Here is a 15,350-nt window from a genome sequence, read left to right as displayed (position 1 = left end):
GCGTGCGGATTATTGGCCTGACGGGTGGAATGGCAGCCGGGAAAAGCACGCTTGCGACGCTGTTCCGCAGGGCCGGAGTGTCGGTTTTCGATGCGGATGCGTGTGTTCGGAGGCTTCAGGGCAAAGGAGGGAAGGCACTTCCTTTGATCGAAAAAATATTCCCCGAAACGGTGCTTGAAGGACGTCTGGATCGAGGCGCACTGCGAGAGGTTGTACGAACGCAGCCTGATGCGCTGAAACGTCTGGAAGCCATCATGCATCCACTGGTGCGAGCAGAACGGGCGCGTTTTCTGAAGCAGTGCCGGGCACGGAAAGAGCCATTCTGTGTGCTGGATATTCCGCTACTGATGGAAATTGGCGAAGACCGACGGTGCGATCTGGTTGTAGTCGCAGAAGCCCCGATGAGCACGCGTTTGTCGCGTATCCGGCAGCGCGGACGCAGCGGGGGGCGTATGAGCGTGATGGATGCCAAAGGATTGCTCAAGCGTCAGATGAGTGACCATGAACGCAGACGCCGGGCCGACATCGTGATACGAACCGGCCTGTCACGTGGACACGCCGCCCGGCAGGTCCATGCCCTGTTGCACCGGCTGCGTGAGGCGTCATGAAAAGATCCATCCTATTCGATACGGAAACCACGGGTTTTGACCCGGATATGGGCGACCGGATCATCGAAATTGCGGCTCTTGAACTGATTGATGATCTCCCGACGGGTGAGGTCTATCATGTGCTGGTCCATCCCGAGCGCGACATTCCGCCCGAGGCGACGAAGGTGCATGGGTTTCGGATTGAGGATCTGGAAGGGAAGCCAAAATTCGCCGAAGTGGCGGACGGCTTTCTGGAGTTCATCGGGGAGAGCCCGATGATTGCGCATAATGCCCGCTTCGATTTCAAGTTCGTCAATGCCGAGCTGAAGTTCTGTGGGCGCGAACCGCTCGATTATGCCAGCCGGGCCATCGACACGGTGGAAATGGCGCGGAAGAAATATCCGGGACTTCCGGCAAGTCTTGATGCGTTATGCCGACGTTTCGGAATCGACCTGTCGCAGCGCGGAACCCATAACGCGCTGCTGGACTGCAAACTTCTTGCGGATGTGTATGTCGAACTGATGGGCGGGCGGCAGCGTGGCTTAGGTCTGGCAGGGCCGTCCCGCAGTCGCAGCATGACGGATGGGATCAACGCACTGGCCAGTCGTCCGCCACGGACAATGGCCCCGCCGACCGCGGAAGAACTGCAGGTGCATGAGGCATTCGTGAGCACTATCAAGGATGCGGTGTGGCATCGCGAATGATGCGAATTCTGTTCATTACGTCCAACCGTCTGGGCGATGCGGTAATTTCCACAGGCGTGTTGGATGCGTTGCAGAAGCGCTATCCGACGGCAATGTTCACCGTGGTCTGTGGCCCTGTCGCGGCGGGGCTTTTTGAAGCGGACCCGCGATGCGAGCGCATCATTACCATGGAAAAGCGCCGTCATGACCGGCACTGGATTGATCTGTGGCGGACCTGTTTCCGAACACGATGGTTCATGGTCGTGGATCTGCGCGGATCGTTGCTCGGGCTGACATTGCGGGCGCGACGTCGGATCATCGTGCGGGGCGGTCGTCGGCCCGGACGGCGTGTCGAGCAACTCGGGGAGGCGCTGGGTTATCGCCGCACGCCCATGCCAAAGGTCTGGACGTCCGAGGCACAACGAGCGAATGCAGTTGCGACATTGCCTGAAGGGCGTTGGCTGGCGCTAGGGCCAACGGCGAACTGGGACGGCAAGATCTGGCCACCCGAACGGTTTGTAGCGCTGGCGCAGGCACTGCGGTCGGAAAATCTGCGTCCGGTTGTGTTTTATGGACCCGGTGAGGGCGAACGTGCGCGGGCGGAGCCGGTGCTGGAGGCGCTTCCCGATGCGCTGGATCTGGGCGGGAGCCACGCGCTGGGCGATGTGGCAGCGCTTCTTCAGCGTTGCGCACTGTTTGTAGGCAACGATTCTGGCCTGATGCATCTGGCCGCCGCTGCGGGGACGCCGACGCTGGGGCTGTTCGGGCCATCCCGTGCGTCGGAATATGCGCCAGCCGGTTGTCTTGCACGGTTTGTAGAAGCGCCGGGACCGGAAGGTCATGCTCCAATGGCTGGACTGGATGTGGCGCGGGTTCTGAAGGCCGCGACGGAAATCCTCAATGAAAAAGACGTGTTTATTCCGGACCTTGAAACAGACTGACTTGATGCCCTGTCGGTCATGCCCGATAAAAGAAAGATGATGTCTGCATCGTCCAACGAATACCGGGGTCGTGTGGCCCATGTGATGGCGGGGGCTCCCAGAGGGGGCGCAGAGCTTTTCTTCGAGCGCCTGACGATGGCCCAGATGCGGGACGGGCGCCCCGTTCAGGCATTGATTCGACACGATGTCGGTCGGCTTGGACGACTTGAGGAAGCAGGAGTCGATACCCGGACATACCGGTTCGGCGGTCTGTTGGATCTGCGCACCCGATCGGCGCTGCGGCGCAGTCTGAATGCGTTCCGGCCGGATGTCGTTGTGGCGTGGATGAGCCGGGCGGCGCGTCTGGTGCCGTCAGGTCCGTGGCAGATGGCCGGGCGTCTGGGCGGATATTACGACCTGTCGAACTATCGTCGCTGTGACCATCTGATCGGCAATACGCGGGGGCTGGCGGAATGGATGAAAACGCAGGGCTGGGCCGCCGATCGCGTGCATCACCTGCCGAATTTCGCGACGGATTTTTCGGACGTGACACCGCAGCGTCCCGCTTTTCTGCCGCAGGAAGTGCCGTTTGTGCTCGCTCTGGGCCGTCTGCATGAAAACAAGGCCTTCGACGTGTTGATCCGCGCGATGACGCATCTTCCAGGTGTGCATCTCGTCATTGCGGGCGAAGGACCGGAGCGTGCCGCGCTTGAGGCATTGGCGAAAGCGGAGGGTGTTGCGGATCGTGTACATCTTCCCGGTTGGATTGGGCAGAGCGGCCCATGGCTGCGGGCCTGTGACGTGCTGGTCTGTCCGTCCCGGATCGAGCCGCTGGGGAATGTCGTCATTGAGGCGCTCTCCGCCGGAGTGCCAGTCGTAGCGAGCCGCATTCAGGGCCCGCAGGAAATCCTTGAAGGCACACAAGACGGGCTTCTGGCCGCAGTCGAGGATGAAAAGGATCTTGCAGCGCAGATTGGCAGTATTCTGGAAAATCCTGCACTGGCGCAGCAGCTTTCCGTGAACGGACGGACGCGGTTCGAGCGGGAGTTTTCCCAGAACGTGGTTATGGCGCGATGGTCAGCGTTTCTGGATGGGGTGCGTGCCTGATGTGTGGCATCGCAGGCCTGTCGTGTCTGCCGGGACATCGTCCGGATCAAGCTGCGCTGGAGCGCATGTCACAGGCGATTTTCCATCGTGGACCGGATGGGGAAGGGCGGCTGGATCTGGCGGGCGCCGCCCTGCGTCATCGGCGGCTGTCCATCGTCGATATCGCAGGCGGGGCGCAACCCTTTAAACTTGGTGCAGCAGCCCTGATCGCGAATGGTGAAATCTACAACGATCCGGCCATTCGCAAACGTTTTCCTGCAACCTGCTTTCAGACACATAGTGACTGCGAGCCGCCATTGCATCTGTGGTTACAGGACGGTGCAGGTTATACCCATGCATTGCGGGGCATGTACGCCATCGCGATCGTGGAGAACGAACAGGGGCGCCATGAAATGGTGCTCTCGCGTGACCCGTTCGGGATCAAGCCGCTCTATATTGCGGCTTACGAAGGAGGCATCGCCTTCGCATCCGAAGCACAGGCGTTGCTGGCGGGCGGGTTCGGCAGACGCAACGTTCGCGAAAGTGCGCGCGATGAACTGATGCAGCTTCAGTTCACGACCGGGCAGGACACCATTTTCGAAGGTATCCGGCGTCTTCTGCCGGGCGAAACGCTCAGGATCGTGGATGGGCGAATCGTGGAGTCACGCCGTCGTCACGTTCTGCACGAGGCACGGGATACGGTTCCGGCCGGTCTGACGGATACGGACGCGTTGGCGCGGCTGGACACGGCGCTTCTTGACAGCGTGGGAGCGCATCTGCGGGCGGATGTGCCGCTTGGGTTGTTCCTGTCGGGCGGGATCGACAGTTCCGTCATCCTGGCGGCAGCTCATCGGCTGGGACTGCCACACCCCAAAACATGGACCGCGCGTTTTGATGCCGGATCAGCAGACGAATCCGCCGATGCCGCAGTTCTGGCCGCGTCCGTCGGTGCGGGGCATCATGTCCTGACCGTCACCGAAGACATGGTCTGGCGCGATCTGCCATCCATCGTGGCATGTATGGACGATCCGGCGGCGGATTATGCCATCATCCCGACATGGTTTCTGGCTCGCGAAGCAAAAAAGGACGTGACCGTCATCCTGAGTGGTGAGGGCGGGGACGAGCTTTTTGCAGGCTATGGTCGCTATCGGCGGGTCATGAAACCCTGGTGGAAAGGTGGTCGTGCGCCCTACCGATCCGGGACGTTTGGCCGAAATTTTCCGCAGCGGGGGCGGCAGTGGCGACACGGGATCGCCATGACGGAACTGGCGCTCGGAACATCCGGGCTGGAGGGTGCGCAGGCGCTGGATATTGCGGAATGGCTGCCCAACGATCTGCTGCTCAAGCTGGATCGATGCCTGATGGCGCATTCTTTGGAAGGGCGTACCCCGCTTCTGGACCCGGTTGTGGCCAAAGCGGTCTGGTCTTTGCCTGAGACGTTCAAAGTGCGTGACGGCTATGGGAAATGGCTTTTGCGTCGCTGGCTTCAGGACGCACTGACTCAGGCCCGGCCGTTTGCGCCAAAGCAGGGATTTACGGTGCCTGTAGGGGCATGGATCGAGAAACAGGCGCCGCGTCTGGGGCCGCTGGTCGCGCGTCAGCCCTGTATCCGCGCCATGATGCCGCAGCAGGATGTGGAGCGTCTTTTCGCCCGCGCCAGCCAGCGCGGCGTCGCGCGGCAGGCCTGGACATTACTGTTTTATGCTTTGTGGCATCGCCATCACATCGAAGGTGTTCCCGTGGACGGGGATACGTTCGAAACTCTCTCGCGCGCTCTATGAATAGCTTACTGATTTGCAAGGACGGAACATGCATTACGATCTGATTATCCGCGGCGGAATCTGCGTTTTTCCCTGGGGGGAAGCGGAAGCAGATATCGGGGTTCGCAACGGCAAGGTGGCGTCACTGTCAGTTTCGGGTACGGACGAGGCGGATCGAGTCATTGACGCACGTGGACTGCATGTTCTGCCCGGTCTGATCGACGCGCATGTTCATCTGCGCGATCCGGGCAAGCCGGAGGTCGAAACACTGGAAACCGGAACGCGGGCTGCAGCGCTGGGCGGCATTGCAACGGTTTTCGACATGCCCAACACGTCTCCGAGCGTGACGGACGTGACGATGATTGACTGGAAGCGCGATCATATCCGCAAGACGGCCCATGTGGATGTTGGAATGTATGTGGGGGCGACACGCGAGAATACGCCGGATCTGGCGATGCTGGAGCAGCAGCCGGGCGTGTGCGCTGTGAAGGTTTTTGCGGGGTCGTCCACAGGCAATCTGATGATTGAGGACGATGCGGGGCTTGAAGCGGTTATGCGCTCCGGGCATCGCCGGGTGGCCTATCATTCCGAGGACGAATATCGCCTTCAGGCCCGCAAACCGATGTTTCACGAAGGCCAGCCTTACGAGACGCATAGTGTGTGGCGGGATGTGGAATGTGCGTTTCTCGGCACACGTCGCATCATGGCACTGGCCCGCAAGACCAACCGTCCGGCGCATATCCTGCACGTCTCGACAGCGGAAGAACTGGAGTATCTGGCAGAATATCGGGATATTTCCACGGTTGAGGTTCTGGTGAACCATCTGACGCAGGTTGCGCCGGAATGTTATGAAAAGCTTGGTGGTCTGGCAGTCATGAACCCGCCATTGCGGGATCGTCCGCATTGGGAAGCGAGCTGGAAAGCCGTGCGGGACGGGCGGGTGGACGTGGTCTCGTCCGACCATGCGCCGCATGCGCTTGAAGCCAAGCAGCTTCCCTGGCCGAAATGCCCGGCTGGCCTGACGGGGACGCAGACGATCGTGCCGGTCATGCTCGATCATGTGAATGCCGGACGTTTGTCGCTGTCGCGTCTGGTGGATCTGATGGCCGCTGGTCCGGCGCGGGTTTACGGGTTGCAGACCAAAGGGCGAATGGCTGTTGGATTCGATGCCGATTTCACACTCGTGGACATGAAGGCTGAGCGCGAAATCACTAATGATTGGATTGTCTCACCTGCGGGCTGGACGCCTTTTGACGGCACACGCGTCACGGGCTGGCCGATGGCGACCATCGTCCGTGGAACTGTCGTCATGCAGGACAATGAAGTTCCGGGTGCACCCACGGGGCAGCCTGCCAAATTTGCGCCTTGATCTGGGCGTAGGGCGCGCAACGCTTCAATCAGGAAAGGGAGTTGTATGAGACGTTGCGTTGCCGCCAGCCGTAAGGCGGTGCTGTTTGGACTGGTTTTCGCAGGGATTGTCGGTGCCGGCACGGCACAGGCGGCTGAAGCAGCATGGACTGCTCCAAAATGTGGTGCCGAGCCTCAGGCGCCTGCGATCAAGGCCGGGACGGTCGCGCTGTATAACGAAAGCGTTGATCGGGTGACGGCCTATGAAAAGGCAGCCCGCGTCTATAACGCCTGTGTTGCGGCTCAGGCCAACCGCGAGGAAACGGCCATCAGTCAGGAAGCCAGTGCGCGGATCGCTCATGTCCACGCCGGAAGCGCAGCCGTTCAGTCTCATATTGCGGCGTCATTCCAGACGCTTTCCGCCAATCTGGCAGCAGCAGGGCGTAAGCTCGGTCATCACTGAAGCCCGGTTGGGGGCAGTCTGCGATTCTTACTGCCCCATGCGTTCCTGATTCTGGAGCGGTGTCAGCGTCGTCGGGCCTTCATAGGTCTGGCGGGCAACATTGGGCATGAGGTCAGGACGCGCCCAGCAGGTGGTGCCCTCAAAGCTCGTCGTACAGTAGGGCTGGGGCGGCGGTGGTCCGATCGGGCGCGCGCAGAAGCTTTCGTCGTCGTAAAGATACGCTGTATTGCAGTCCTTTCCGGTGATGGCGGACGCGATACGGTCCGGAGCACAACTGCCGAGGACACAAAACACCAGTGGAAACAGCAGGAGCGGGACGGGCTTTTTCATGGCCGTCAGGATGCTTCGGGGAGCGTTAAGGAAGTCTGAAGGCCGGTCGGATTTTCTGGCAAAAACCGCTTTTTCAGCACTGCGCTCTCCGTGAATGTCTGTCCGGGTGTGTGAAGCGTTTGCCGCGACGGTTCCGCACCTGTATGGTCATGCAAACAGTTTGAAGACCGATCCAGCAGGGGACCAGGTGGCAGACGATTTCATCTCGCAGATTGACGAAGAAATGCAGGCGCAGCGGTTACGAGCCATGGCGCGGCGGATTGGTGCCGTGGCTGGCGTTGTCGTGCTCGTCGGCGCCATTGGTGGTGGTGTGTGGGGCTGGAACAGCCATGCACGTCATGTCGCGCAGAAAGCCGCATCGGCACGCTATTTCACGGCTATGGCGGCTCTGTCTGATCCAAAGCGGGACGCTGCGGCCCTCAGTAAGGCCACCGCAACCTTGCAGGATCTGGCGGAGCATGGTCCTGCGGGTGCGCGTTCTTATGCCGCGCTGCGTCTTGCTGACCTTCAGGTTCAGGCACACCAGAACGCTGCCGCTCTTCAGTCTTGGAAAAGCGTTGCGGATGATTCCACAGCCGAGCCGTCTCTGCGGGACATGGCGCGCTACATGGGTCTGAATGCCCAGACTGCGGCTCCTGCTGACCCGAAGGCAATCCGTTCGGGCTATGAAGCACTGGCGCAGGGCGGTGGGGCATGGGCGCCTCTCGCTCAGGAAGGTCTTGTGGCGCTGGATCTGCGGTCCGGTGCGACGCCCGACCAGCAGAAGGAAGCCCGCCGCATCCTGACGCAGATTGTCAGCAGTACAAACGCGACAGAGGGCGTGCGTGCGCGTGCGCAGGCCCTGCTTGAGACATTTGGAGACGCCGGTTGATGCGCCGTCCTGTTCTTTCCCGCTCCTCTTTTTCCCGCTCCCTGTCCATGAACCGTCGCAGCCTGCTGCGGACAGCCTGTTCGGGCAGTGCGCTCGCAGTTCTGGGCGGGTGCAGCCTGTTTGAAGACGACAAGAAGCCGCCTCTGGCCGGGCATCGTGTGGATGTGCTGTCCACGGGTGCAGGGCTGACGGTCGATCACGATGACCATACGCCAATCAATCTCGGGCCGGTACAACCGGTTCGGGAATGGCTTCAGGAGGGTGGACGCCCGTCCCATGTCGCGGTGAATGCAGCCTGGAACGGCCCGGACCTGGTCTGGAGCCAGACTATCGGCGCACCGACTGATCCGTCCAGCTTCCTGGCCATGGTCGCCATCATGCCGACCAACCGTGGTGCCATCCAGTCGCCCCCGGTGATTGGAAACGGCCATCTTTACACGACGGATGCGCAGGGTGTGGTAAAGGCCTGGACATGGCCGGAGCGCCGCCTTGTCTGGACGCGTCAGCCTGCATCATCGGCAAGTCGTTCCACCAATATCGGCGGTGGTCTCGCGCTTGATGGGGACACGCTCTACATCGTGGACGGCGTGGCGCAGGCGCTTGCGGTTGAGGCGCTGACGGGCAAGGTGAAATGGCGTGTGAGTACTGGAACGCCGGGCCGTTCCGCTCCCACGATCGCGGAAGGCCTGATGGTCTTCGGAACCATTGACGAGCGGCTGATCGCGCTGAATGCCAATACGGGCCATCAAGTCTGGGCGTATCAGGCCACGGCGGCAGACACGGTCATTTTCGGCCAGTCGGCTCCGGCCTTTGTAGATGGCGTCATTCTGGCGGGCTTTGGCAGTGGCGATCTGGTCGCGCTGCGTGCAGCTTCTGGCGAGATGGTCTGGAGCGACAGTCTGGGCGGCACGAACGGTATGGGCGCCATGCTGGATTTCTCGTGCATCCGGGGTGCGCCGGTCATCAAGGACGGCACGGCCTATGCTGTGTCCATGTCCCGTGTGCTGGTAGCAATCGATATGCGTTCGGGCCGCCGCCTGTGGGAACGTGAGGTCAGCGGACAGAGTCCTCTGGCGATCTGTGGCGACTGGATGTATGTGCTGTCCACGGATCAGCAGATCGCCTGTCTGGATCGTCTGTCCGGGCATGTCCGCTGGATCACGCAGCTCCGTCGCTTTATCCGTGTGGATGTGGAAAAGGACGCCATTGCCTGGGTGGGACCGCTTCTGGTGAATGGCAAGCTGGTCTGCTTCTCCACCTTTCCGAAAGAAGGCATGGCGGTCGTGAACGCCGTGACCGGGAAACTTGAACTGACCCGCAAGACCGTTGCCCCGTGTCAGGTTCAGCCGATCGTCTGTGACGGTCATGTGCTGGCTCTGTCGCAGGATGCCGTTCTGCGGGCCTATGGCTGAACGAATGACCTCTGAGAACCTGCCCGTTGTTGTTATTGCCGGGCGCCCGAATGTCGGGAAATCCACTCTGTTCAACCGGCTTGTCGGCCGCCGTCAGGCGATCGTGTCCGATATGCCGGGTGTTACGCGCGACCGTAAGGAGGGCGAAGCCCTGCTGCGTGGTCGCCGTGTGCGGCTGATCGATACGGCCGGGCTAGAAGAAGCAGCACCCGATACGCTGTATGGGCGCATGCGCGCTTCGTCAGAATCTGCTGTTGCGATGGCGGATCTGGTGCTGTTCTGCATTGACGCGCGTTCTGGCATCACGCCTGCGGACGCGCATTTTGCAAGCTGGCTGCGTCGTCAAAACCGCCCGGTTCTGCTGATTGCGAACAAGGCCGAGGGGCAGGCGGGCACGAATGCGGCTCTTGAAGCCTATTCCCTTGGCCTTGGTACTCCGCTGGCACTGTCGGCGGAGCATGGCGAAGGTATTGCCGACCTGATGGGCGAGATTGCCGAGCGTCTTCCTCCGGCTGAAAAACAGCGTCGTCGGGAAGTTTCCAAGAGCGAAGGCGAAGAGGGGAATGACGAGGACGAACGTCCGGCAGGTCCGCTACGTCTGGCGATTATCGGGCGCCCGAATGCTGGAAAATCCACGCTGTTGAACTGTCTGCTCGGTGAAGAGCGTATGATTACCGGTCCTGAAGCCGGTCTGACACGCGATTCCATTGCCGTCGATCTGCGGGACGAGCATGGCGAGATCCGGCTGGTTGATACGGCCGGAATGCGCAAGCGTGCCCGCGTTGAGCAAAATCTGGAGCGTATGTCGGTCTCGGCCTCCATCGAAGCCCTGAAAATGGCGGAAGTGGTCGTGCTGGTAATTGATGCCACGCTTGGCGTTCATGAGCAGGATCTCCAGATCGGTCGTCTGATCGAGCGTGAGGGCCGTGCTTGTGTGATTGCGCTGAATAAATGGGATGCGGTCGAAGACCGGAACGCGACGAAAAAGGCGATTCTGGATCGTCTGGAAATTTCGCTGGCGCAGGTCAGGGGGATTCCGGTCGTGACGTTCTCAGCGCTGACTGGAGCAGGCGTGCATCGTCTTCTTCCGGCTGTGCGGGAAGTTTACGAGATCTGGAACTCGCGCGTTTCGACGGGTGAGTTGAACCGTTGGTTCGAGGATGCTCTGGAGCGTCATCAACCGCCCCTCGTGGATGGTCGTCGCCTCAAGCTGCGCTACATGACGCAGGTGAAGGCGCGTCCGCCGACATTCCTCCTGTTTGGTACACGAGCGGAACAGCTTCCTGATTCCTACAAGCGTTATCTGGTTAATGGCTTGCGGGAAACATTCCACATGCCGGGTGTTCCAGTGCGTGTGCAATTACGCGGAACGAAAAATCCTTACGCAGAAAAGTGATTTTCTGTTGGTTTCGATATAGACCACACCCCTGATCGATTATTAAATACAGGACCGTCTGTTTCCGATTTCGGAACATTCGGTTCTGCTCCCCTTGCCGGTATGAGGGGATATGTTTGGGGTGACTAAGGGTATGGTTGGGATTGCTGCGTCTTCCAGCGAAGGGCTGTCCACGGGACAGACCCGCAGCACGGCACGGGCGACAACCCTCGGTATTCTGGCCGCTCTGGCGGGGCTGATGTTCGGTCTTGATACCGGCGTCGTCGCAGGGGCCCTTCCTTTCATTGCAACCGATTTTCATGCGGGCGACGTCCTTCAGGGCTGGATCGTATCCTCCATGATGGCGGGCGCGGCGGTAGGATCGCTGTTTGCCGGTCGGATTTCAGTTCGTTTCGGGCGAACTGGTGCGATGCTCGGTGCTGCGATTCTTTTCCTGATCGGGACGCTGCTTTGCGCCCTGGCTCCCGGCGCTGCAATCATGATCGTAGGTCGAATTTTTCTGGGGCTTGCGGTTGGCGTGGCGGCGTTCGCAGCACCGCTTTATATTTCCGAAATTACGGTTGAATCCGTTCGCGGTGCCATGATTTCGTTTTATCAGCTCATGGTCTCTCTCGGGATTTTTTTGGCATTCGTCTCGGACAGTCTGCTGGCCTCCGGAGGGCACTGGCGCTGGATGCTGGGCGTCATGGCCGTGCCGGCAAGTTTCTTCCTTGTGATTGTGTTGATCCTGCCGCACAGCCCGCGCTGGCTGATGATGCGTGGAGAAACAGAACACGCGCGCCGGGTTTTGCAGAGCCTGCGATCCGATGAGGAAGTGGCGGAAGCGGAGCTGATCGATATCCAGTCGCGCCTTCAGAAAAGCAGCGATGCGGGGATTGGGCTTTTCAAAAGCAACCCCAATTTCCGGCGGACGGTCTTTTTGGGCATGCTGCTTCAAATCATGCAGCAGCTCTCGGGGATCAACGCGCTTCTGTATTATGCGCCTCGTGTGTTTCAGGCCGCACATTTCGGAACCAATGCTGCCATTTGGGCAACGACTCTTGTCGGGCTGACGAACATGGCGCTGACGGGGGTTGCGATTGCCTGTGTTGATCGCTGGGGGCGGCGGCCGCTGCTGATCCTGAGCTGTGCGATTGCCGCCTTTTCTCTGGCGGGGGTCGGAACGCTGCTGGCTATTGGGGCGAACAGTTTTGAGTCCCAGCTTCTGCTTTGCGGTTTTGTTCTCCTGTTCGTGGCCGGGTTTGCCATTGGTGAAGGACCGCTGGTCTGGACGCTGTGTTCTGAAGTGCAGCCAACGCGGGGGCGCGATTTCGGAATTGGCTGCTCGACCGTGACGAACTGGGCTGCGAACTGGGCCATCTCCAACATGTTTCCGTTGGGCATGGCTATGATGGGCGCTTCTGTGACGTTCCTGATGTTTGCTCTCTTCAATGGTCTTTTCATTGTTGTGACCGTATTGTTCGTTCCCGAAACGAAAGGTGTCTCGCTCGAAAAGCTGGAGGCCAATCTTTTTGCAGGCATGCGCCTGCGTGATCTGGGACGCTGATACCATGACGGCCACGACGGAAGACGAGCAACAACACGAAGAATACGACTCCAAACGTCATGCCGGGCTTTACGGGGCGCAGCGGGTCAAGGCGATGTCCGCCGTTCTTCTGGCGCTTCTTCTGTCGGTTCTGGATTATGCGATTGCCAATGTGGCTTTGCCGCTCATCGCGGTGGATCTGCATGCGTCATCGTCACGGGCCATTTGGGTCGTGAATGCCTATCAGCTTGCAAACCTGTCCTGTCTGTTGCCGCTGGCGTCTCTTGGTGCCCGTGTGGGATTTGGACGGCTGAGCCAGTTCGGGATTTTCCTGTTCCTGATCGCATCCGTGGCCTGCGCGCTCTCGCAGAACCTGTTGGAACTGACGCTGGCGCGCGCCTTACAGGGCGTGGGCGGGGCCTGTATCATGAGCGTGAACATCGCGCTCGTCCGCTTCATCTATCCCCATAACGAACTGGGGCGCGGGATTGCGCTCAACGGATTATTCGTGGGGCTGGGCGTGGCGCTCGGGCCCTCTCTGGGATCATTAATCCTTTCCGTGGCAAGCTGGCCCTGGATCTTCTGGGTCAATCTGCCTCTGGCACTGGCTGCTCTGGCGCTGGCGAATGCAGCACTCCCCGAGACCCCTCGCAGCGATATTCCAACCGATGTGGTCGGCTCGCTTCTGACGGTGGCGTCTTTTGCTCTGACCGGGGTAGGGCTTGACGGGTTGATGCACGCCGATTTCGTGTCTGGCGCTGTGGTCACGGTTGCGGGTGTGCTGTGCTGGGCCATGCTGTTGCATTATCAGCGTGAGCGGCTTGAGCCGATCGTACCCGTTGATCTTCTGGCGCGCCGACCTTTTTTGCTGGCCTGTCTGGTTGGATTTATGGGGTTTGTGGCATCCAATCTCTATATCGTAGCGATGCCCTTCACCCTGGCTTCTGTGTTTCATCGCGGGGCTGGGACGATCGGTCTTCTGATCGCTCCCTGGGCCGTGGGGGTGGCGACAATGTCCTTTGTGGTCAGCCGTCTGGCCGACCGCTTTCCGGCGTCGGTGCTTTCGTCGATCGGGCTGTTCATTACGGCAAGCGGATTCTGTCTGCTCTGGTTTCTGCCGACTGATGCAGGCAACTGGGATATCGCCTGGCGGACGCTCTTTGCTGGATGTGGCTTTGGCCTGTTTCAGCCGCCTAATAACCGCGCCATCATGGTCACGGCCCCTCCCGGACGGGAGGGCGGGGCGAGTGGCATGCTGTCGGTTGCGAGGCTGGCGGGACAGACGACGGGCGCACTTCTCGTTGCAGCGTTGTTCACAATCTTTCCCAATCCGGCCTTCATCTGCCTTGGGGCTGCAATGGTCGCGGCTCTGACGGGGGCTGCGCTCAGTCTGGGGCGGAAATATCTCGTAGCCTGAACAATGTGGTTGCGCGTTGTTCTATGCTTTCCAGTTCCTGCGTGACAGAGACCGACTGCCGCACCAGAACTTCGAGCGGTATTGACGGGGCATAGTGCCGACCTGGATCGCAGAGCCAGACTTCGCAGGTTTTCGAACAATCAAGAAGCCACGGAATAATGCGTGAGGCCATGGCTTCGTTGTAGCAAACGTCTCCGATGACCAGCAGATCGCAGTCCGGGATCGTTCCGATCAGATCGCCGGGAAGCGGAGTGATCGTCGCCTGATTCAGCCCCGCATTGAGGGCTGTGGCTTCCAGCGCCATAAAATCAATATCGTTAGCCTGCACAACAGATGCGCCTGACAGGGCGGCGGCAATGGCGGCCAGCCCGCATCCGCAGGCCACATCCAGAACACGCCGTCCGCGCACATGCTCGGGGTTATCGAGGATGAAACGGGCGATGAGTTGGCTTCCCGGCCATGCAAAAGCCCAGAAAGGCGGCTCTATGCCGATCTGTTCAAGATAGGCCTCGCTGGCCTGCCAGATCGGGGTAATCTCAGTCGCCAGATACAGGGAAATTTCGGGTACCAGAGGGGCCTGTGCCACGAGAGTGTTGTCGCGGATGAAGCGGACGGGATCGCCCAGGGTGGTGATCATCCAAAAAATCTTGCAGCGACAAAACCTGCCGCCAGCACGAACCCGATGGGCACATTCCGGCGGAATTCTCTGAGACAGGCCGGAGCATCATAGGGGTTCAGCACACGAACCTGCTGGAGCAACATGGCCGTTGCGAGAGCGAGGAACGGCCAGAAAATCCAGTGCAGATGCGCATGGATGCCGACGAGTGCCAGAGCCAGAATCATGAGGCTGTAACAGGTGCCGATAAAGGAGCGGGCGTTCTTTTCCATCAGACGGGAAGTGGAGCGCACACCGATGCGGGCGTCGTCATCCATATCCTGAAAGCCGTAGATCGTATCGAATCCGAGCTGCCACAGAATGACGGCGCCGTAGAGAAGGAGCCCATTGCCATCAAGCGTCCCGGCGGCTGCGGCATAGCCCATGGGGGCGCCGAATCCGAAGGTGAATCCCATGACGAGCTGCGGCCACCATGTGACGCGCTTGGCGGCCGGATAAAGCGCAACGAGCAGAAGCGCGAGCGGAGCGAGAGCCCAGCACACCGGCGGCAGGCAGAGCAGGACACCCAGCCCCATCAGCAGTAGGACAGCCAAAAGCAGCAGCCCCTGCTTCAGCGACAATGCCCCGCTGGCGAGGGGGCGGCCTGCGGTCCGGGCAACTTTTGCGTCGATGTCACGATCCCAGATGTCGTTCACGACGCATCCTGCCGAACGCATGACGAGGGAGCCGAACGCAAACAGCGCCGTGTCGATCAGCCGCGTCTGGAGGGACGCACCGGGAGCGAGGAACAGTCCCCAAACGCCGGGCAGCAGCAGCAGCCACGTTCCAACCGGGCGGTCGAGACGGGCGAGCAGCGCATAGGAGCGCCATGGCTCGGGGAGGCGGGCGATGCGGCCGTTCAAATGGATATCGGTATGGGCGCGGGTCTGGCTCATGG

At 60.4% G+C, this 15,350-nt stretch carries 15 protein-coding genes; 12 read left to right on the top strand and 3 right to left on the bottom strand.

All coding sequences use genetic code 11. From position 1 onward, the window contains the following. Window positions 1-2 precede the first annotated feature (2 nt). From coaE to ABDK74_RS03565, 7 genes are read left to right on the top strand one after another with little or no spacing between them, the layout of a single operon-like run. On the top strand, window positions 3-608 hold the full coding sequence (gene coaE / locus ABDK74_RS03595; protein WP_346002743.1) for a dephospho-CoA kinase: 606 nt from the start codon (window positions 3-5) through the stop codon (window positions 606-608). Beyond that, window positions 605-1,291, top strand: a complete 687-nt coding sequence (gene dnaQ / locus ABDK74_RS03590; protein ID WP_346002742.1) for a DNA polymerase III subunit epsilon — start codon at window positions 605-607, stop codon at window positions 1,289-1,291. The genes coaE and dnaQ overlap by 4 nt, the downstream gene beginning before the upstream one ends. Further along, window positions 1,291-2,211, top strand: coding sequence for a glycosyltransferase family 9 protein (locus ABDK74_RS03585; RefSeq protein WP_346004153.1), 921 nt, complete (start codon window positions 1,291-1,293; stop codon window positions 2,209-2,211). Before dnaQ ends, ABDK74_RS03585 begins: the two co-directional genes overlap by 1 nt. A 36-nt stretch (window positions 2,212-2,247) precedes the next feature. Beyond that, window positions 2,248-3,297 (top strand): glycosyltransferase, encoded by a 1,050-nt coding sequence (locus ABDK74_RS03580; protein WP_346002741.1) that lies wholly within the window; start codon window positions 2,248-2,250, stop codon window positions 3,295-3,297. Continuing rightward, on the top strand, window positions 3,297-5,057 hold the full coding sequence (asnB, locus tag ABDK74_RS03575; RefSeq protein ID WP_346002740.1) for an asparagine synthase (glutamine-hydrolyzing): 1,761 nt from the start codon (window positions 3,297-3,299) through the stop codon (window positions 5,055-5,057). The genes ABDK74_RS03580 and asnB overlap by 1 nt, the downstream gene beginning before the upstream one ends. Before the next feature lie 28 nt (window positions 5,058-5,085). After that, complete coding sequence (locus tag ABDK74_RS03570; RefSeq protein ID WP_346002739.1) at window positions 5,086-6,405, top strand: dihydroorotase; 1,320 nt, start codon at window positions 5,086-5,088, stop codon at window positions 6,403-6,405. 45 nt (window positions 6,406-6,450) lie between these two features. Beyond that, the gene (locus ABDK74_RS03565) at window positions 6,451-6,846 is read left to right on the top strand and encodes a hypothetical protein (RefSeq protein WP_346002738.1); all 396 of its coding nucleotides are present in this window, start codon (window positions 6,451-6,453) and stop codon (window positions 6,844-6,846) included. Between the two features lie 27 nt (window positions 6,847-6,873). Here ABDK74_RS03565 and ABDK74_RS03560 read toward each other — a convergent pair whose 3' ends face one another. Next, the gene (locus ABDK74_RS03560; protein ID WP_194255191.1) at window positions 6,874-7,176 is read right to left on the bottom strand and encodes a hypothetical protein; all 303 of its coding nucleotides are present in this window, start codon (window positions 7,174-7,176) and stop codon (window positions 6,874-6,876) included. Window positions 7,177-7,363: 187 nt separating this feature from the next. Between ABDK74_RS03560 and ABDK74_RS03555 the strand changes: the two genes are divergently transcribed. The 5 genes from ABDK74_RS03555 to ABDK74_RS03535 all read left to right on the top strand — a co-directional run bounded on the left by ABDK74_RS03555 (window position 7,364) and on the right by ABDK74_RS03535 (window position 13,797). Then, window positions 7,364-8,047 (top strand): tetratricopeptide repeat protein, encoded by a 684-nt coding sequence (locus ABDK74_RS03555; protein ID WP_346002737.1) that lies wholly within the window; start codon window positions 7,364-7,366, stop codon window positions 8,045-8,047. Then, the gene (locus ABDK74_RS03550) at window positions 8,047-9,459 is read left to right on the top strand and encodes a PQQ-binding-like beta-propeller repeat protein (RefSeq protein ID WP_346002736.1); all 1,413 of its coding nucleotides are present in this window, start codon (window positions 8,047-8,049) and stop codon (window positions 9,457-9,459) included. Before ABDK74_RS03555 ends, ABDK74_RS03550 begins: the two co-directional genes overlap by 1 nt. Before the next feature lie 4 nt (window positions 9,460-9,463). Then, window positions 9,464-10,855 carry a ribosome biogenesis GTPase Der gene (der, locus tag ABDK74_RS03545; protein WP_194255188.1) on the top strand — a complete coding sequence of 464 codons (1,392 nt, stop codon included), beginning with the start codon at window positions 9,464-9,466 and terminating at the stop codon, window positions 10,853-10,855. Window positions 10,856-10,988: 133 nt separating this feature from the next. Beyond that, window positions 10,989-12,401 carry a sugar porter family MFS transporter gene (locus ABDK74_RS03540; RefSeq protein ID WP_346004152.1) on the top strand — a complete coding sequence of 471 codons (1,413 nt, stop codon included), beginning with the start codon at window positions 10,989-10,991 and terminating at the stop codon, window positions 12,399-12,401. A gap of 4 nt (window positions 12,402-12,405) precedes the next feature. Continuing rightward, window positions 12,406-13,797, top strand: coding sequence for an MFS transporter (locus tag ABDK74_RS03535; protein WP_346002735.1), 1,392 nt, complete (start codon window positions 12,406-12,408; stop codon window positions 13,795-13,797). Here ABDK74_RS03535 and ABDK74_RS03530 read toward each other — a convergent pair. Both ABDK74_RS03530 and ubiA read right to left on the bottom strand, forming a co-directional pair. Continuing rightward, window positions 13,766-14,434, bottom strand: coding sequence for a methyltransferase (locus ABDK74_RS03530; RefSeq protein ID WP_194255186.1), 669 nt, complete (start codon window positions 14,432-14,434; stop codon window positions 13,766-13,768). The genes ABDK74_RS03535 and ABDK74_RS03530 overlap by 32 nt on opposite strands. Continuing rightward, on the bottom strand, window positions 14,431-15,348 hold the full coding sequence (gene ubiA, locus ABDK74_RS03525) for a 4-hydroxybenzoate octaprenyltransferase (protein WP_194255185.1): 918 nt from the start codon (window positions 15,346-15,348) through the stop codon (window positions 14,431-14,433). The genes ABDK74_RS03530 and ubiA overlap by 4 nt, the downstream gene beginning before the upstream one ends. Window positions 15,349-15,350 lie beyond the last annotated feature (2 nt).

Source organism: Gluconobacter sp. OJB (assembly GCF_039638275.1).
GTDB classification, from domain to species: Bacteria; Pseudomonadota; Alphaproteobacteria; order Acetobacterales; family Acetobacteraceae; genus Gluconobacter; species Gluconobacter cerevisiae.
The sequence above is the reverse complement of the archived record's forward strand: the minus strand, read 5'-3'. Positions and strand labels throughout refer to the sequence as shown.

Excerpts from the sequence above, each read along its gene's own strand:
- dnaQ (WP_346002742.1), top strand. The coding sequence starts at position 605 with ATGAAAAGATCCATCCTATTCGATACGGAAACCACGGGTTTTGACCCG.
- ABDK74_RS03585 (WP_346004153.1), top strand. The coding sequence starts at position 1,291 with ATGCGAATTCTGTTCATTACGTCCAACCGTCTGGGCGATGCGGTAATT.
- ABDK74_RS03580 (WP_346002741.1), top strand. The coding sequence starts at position 2,248 with ATGATGTCTGCATCGTCCAACGAATACCGGGGTCGTGTGGCCCATGTG.
- asnB (WP_346002740.1), top strand. The coding sequence starts at position 3,297 with ATGTGTGGCATCGCAGGCCTGTCGTGTCTGCCGGGACATCGTCCGGAT.
- ABDK74_RS03570 (WP_346002739.1), top strand. The coding sequence starts at position 5,086 with ATGCATTACGATCTGATTATCCGCGGCGGAATCTGCGTTTTTCCCTGG.
- ABDK74_RS03565 (WP_346002738.1), top strand. The coding sequence starts at position 6,451 with ATGAGACGTTGCGTTGCCGCCAGCCGTAAGGCGGTGCTGTTTGGACTG.
- ABDK74_RS03560 (WP_194255191.1), bottom strand. The coding sequence starts at position 7,176 with ATGAAAAAGCCCGTCCCGCTCCTGCTGTTTCCACTGGTGTTTTGTGTC.
- ABDK74_RS03550 (WP_346002736.1), top strand. The coding sequence starts at position 8,047 with ATGCGCCGTCCTGTTCTTTCCCGCTCCTCTTTTTCCCGCTCCCTGTCC.
- der (WP_194255188.1), top strand. The coding sequence starts at position 9,464 with ATGACCTCTGAGAACCTGCCCGTTGTTGTTATTGCCGGGCGCCCGAAT.
- ABDK74_RS03540 (WP_346004152.1), top strand. The coding sequence starts at position 10,989 with ATGGTTGGGATTGCTGCGTCTTCCAGCGAAGGGCTGTCCACGGGACAG.
- ABDK74_RS03535 (WP_346002735.1), top strand. The coding sequence starts at position 12,406 with ATGACGGCCACGACGGAAGACGAGCAACAACACGAAGAATACGACTCC.
- ABDK74_RS03530 (WP_194255186.1), bottom strand. The coding sequence starts at position 14,434 with ATGATCACCACCCTGGGCGATCCCGTCCGCTTCATCCGCGACAACACT.
- ubiA (WP_194255185.1), bottom strand. The coding sequence starts at position 15,348 with ATGAGCCAGACCCGCGCCCATACCGATATCCATTTGAACGGCCGCATC.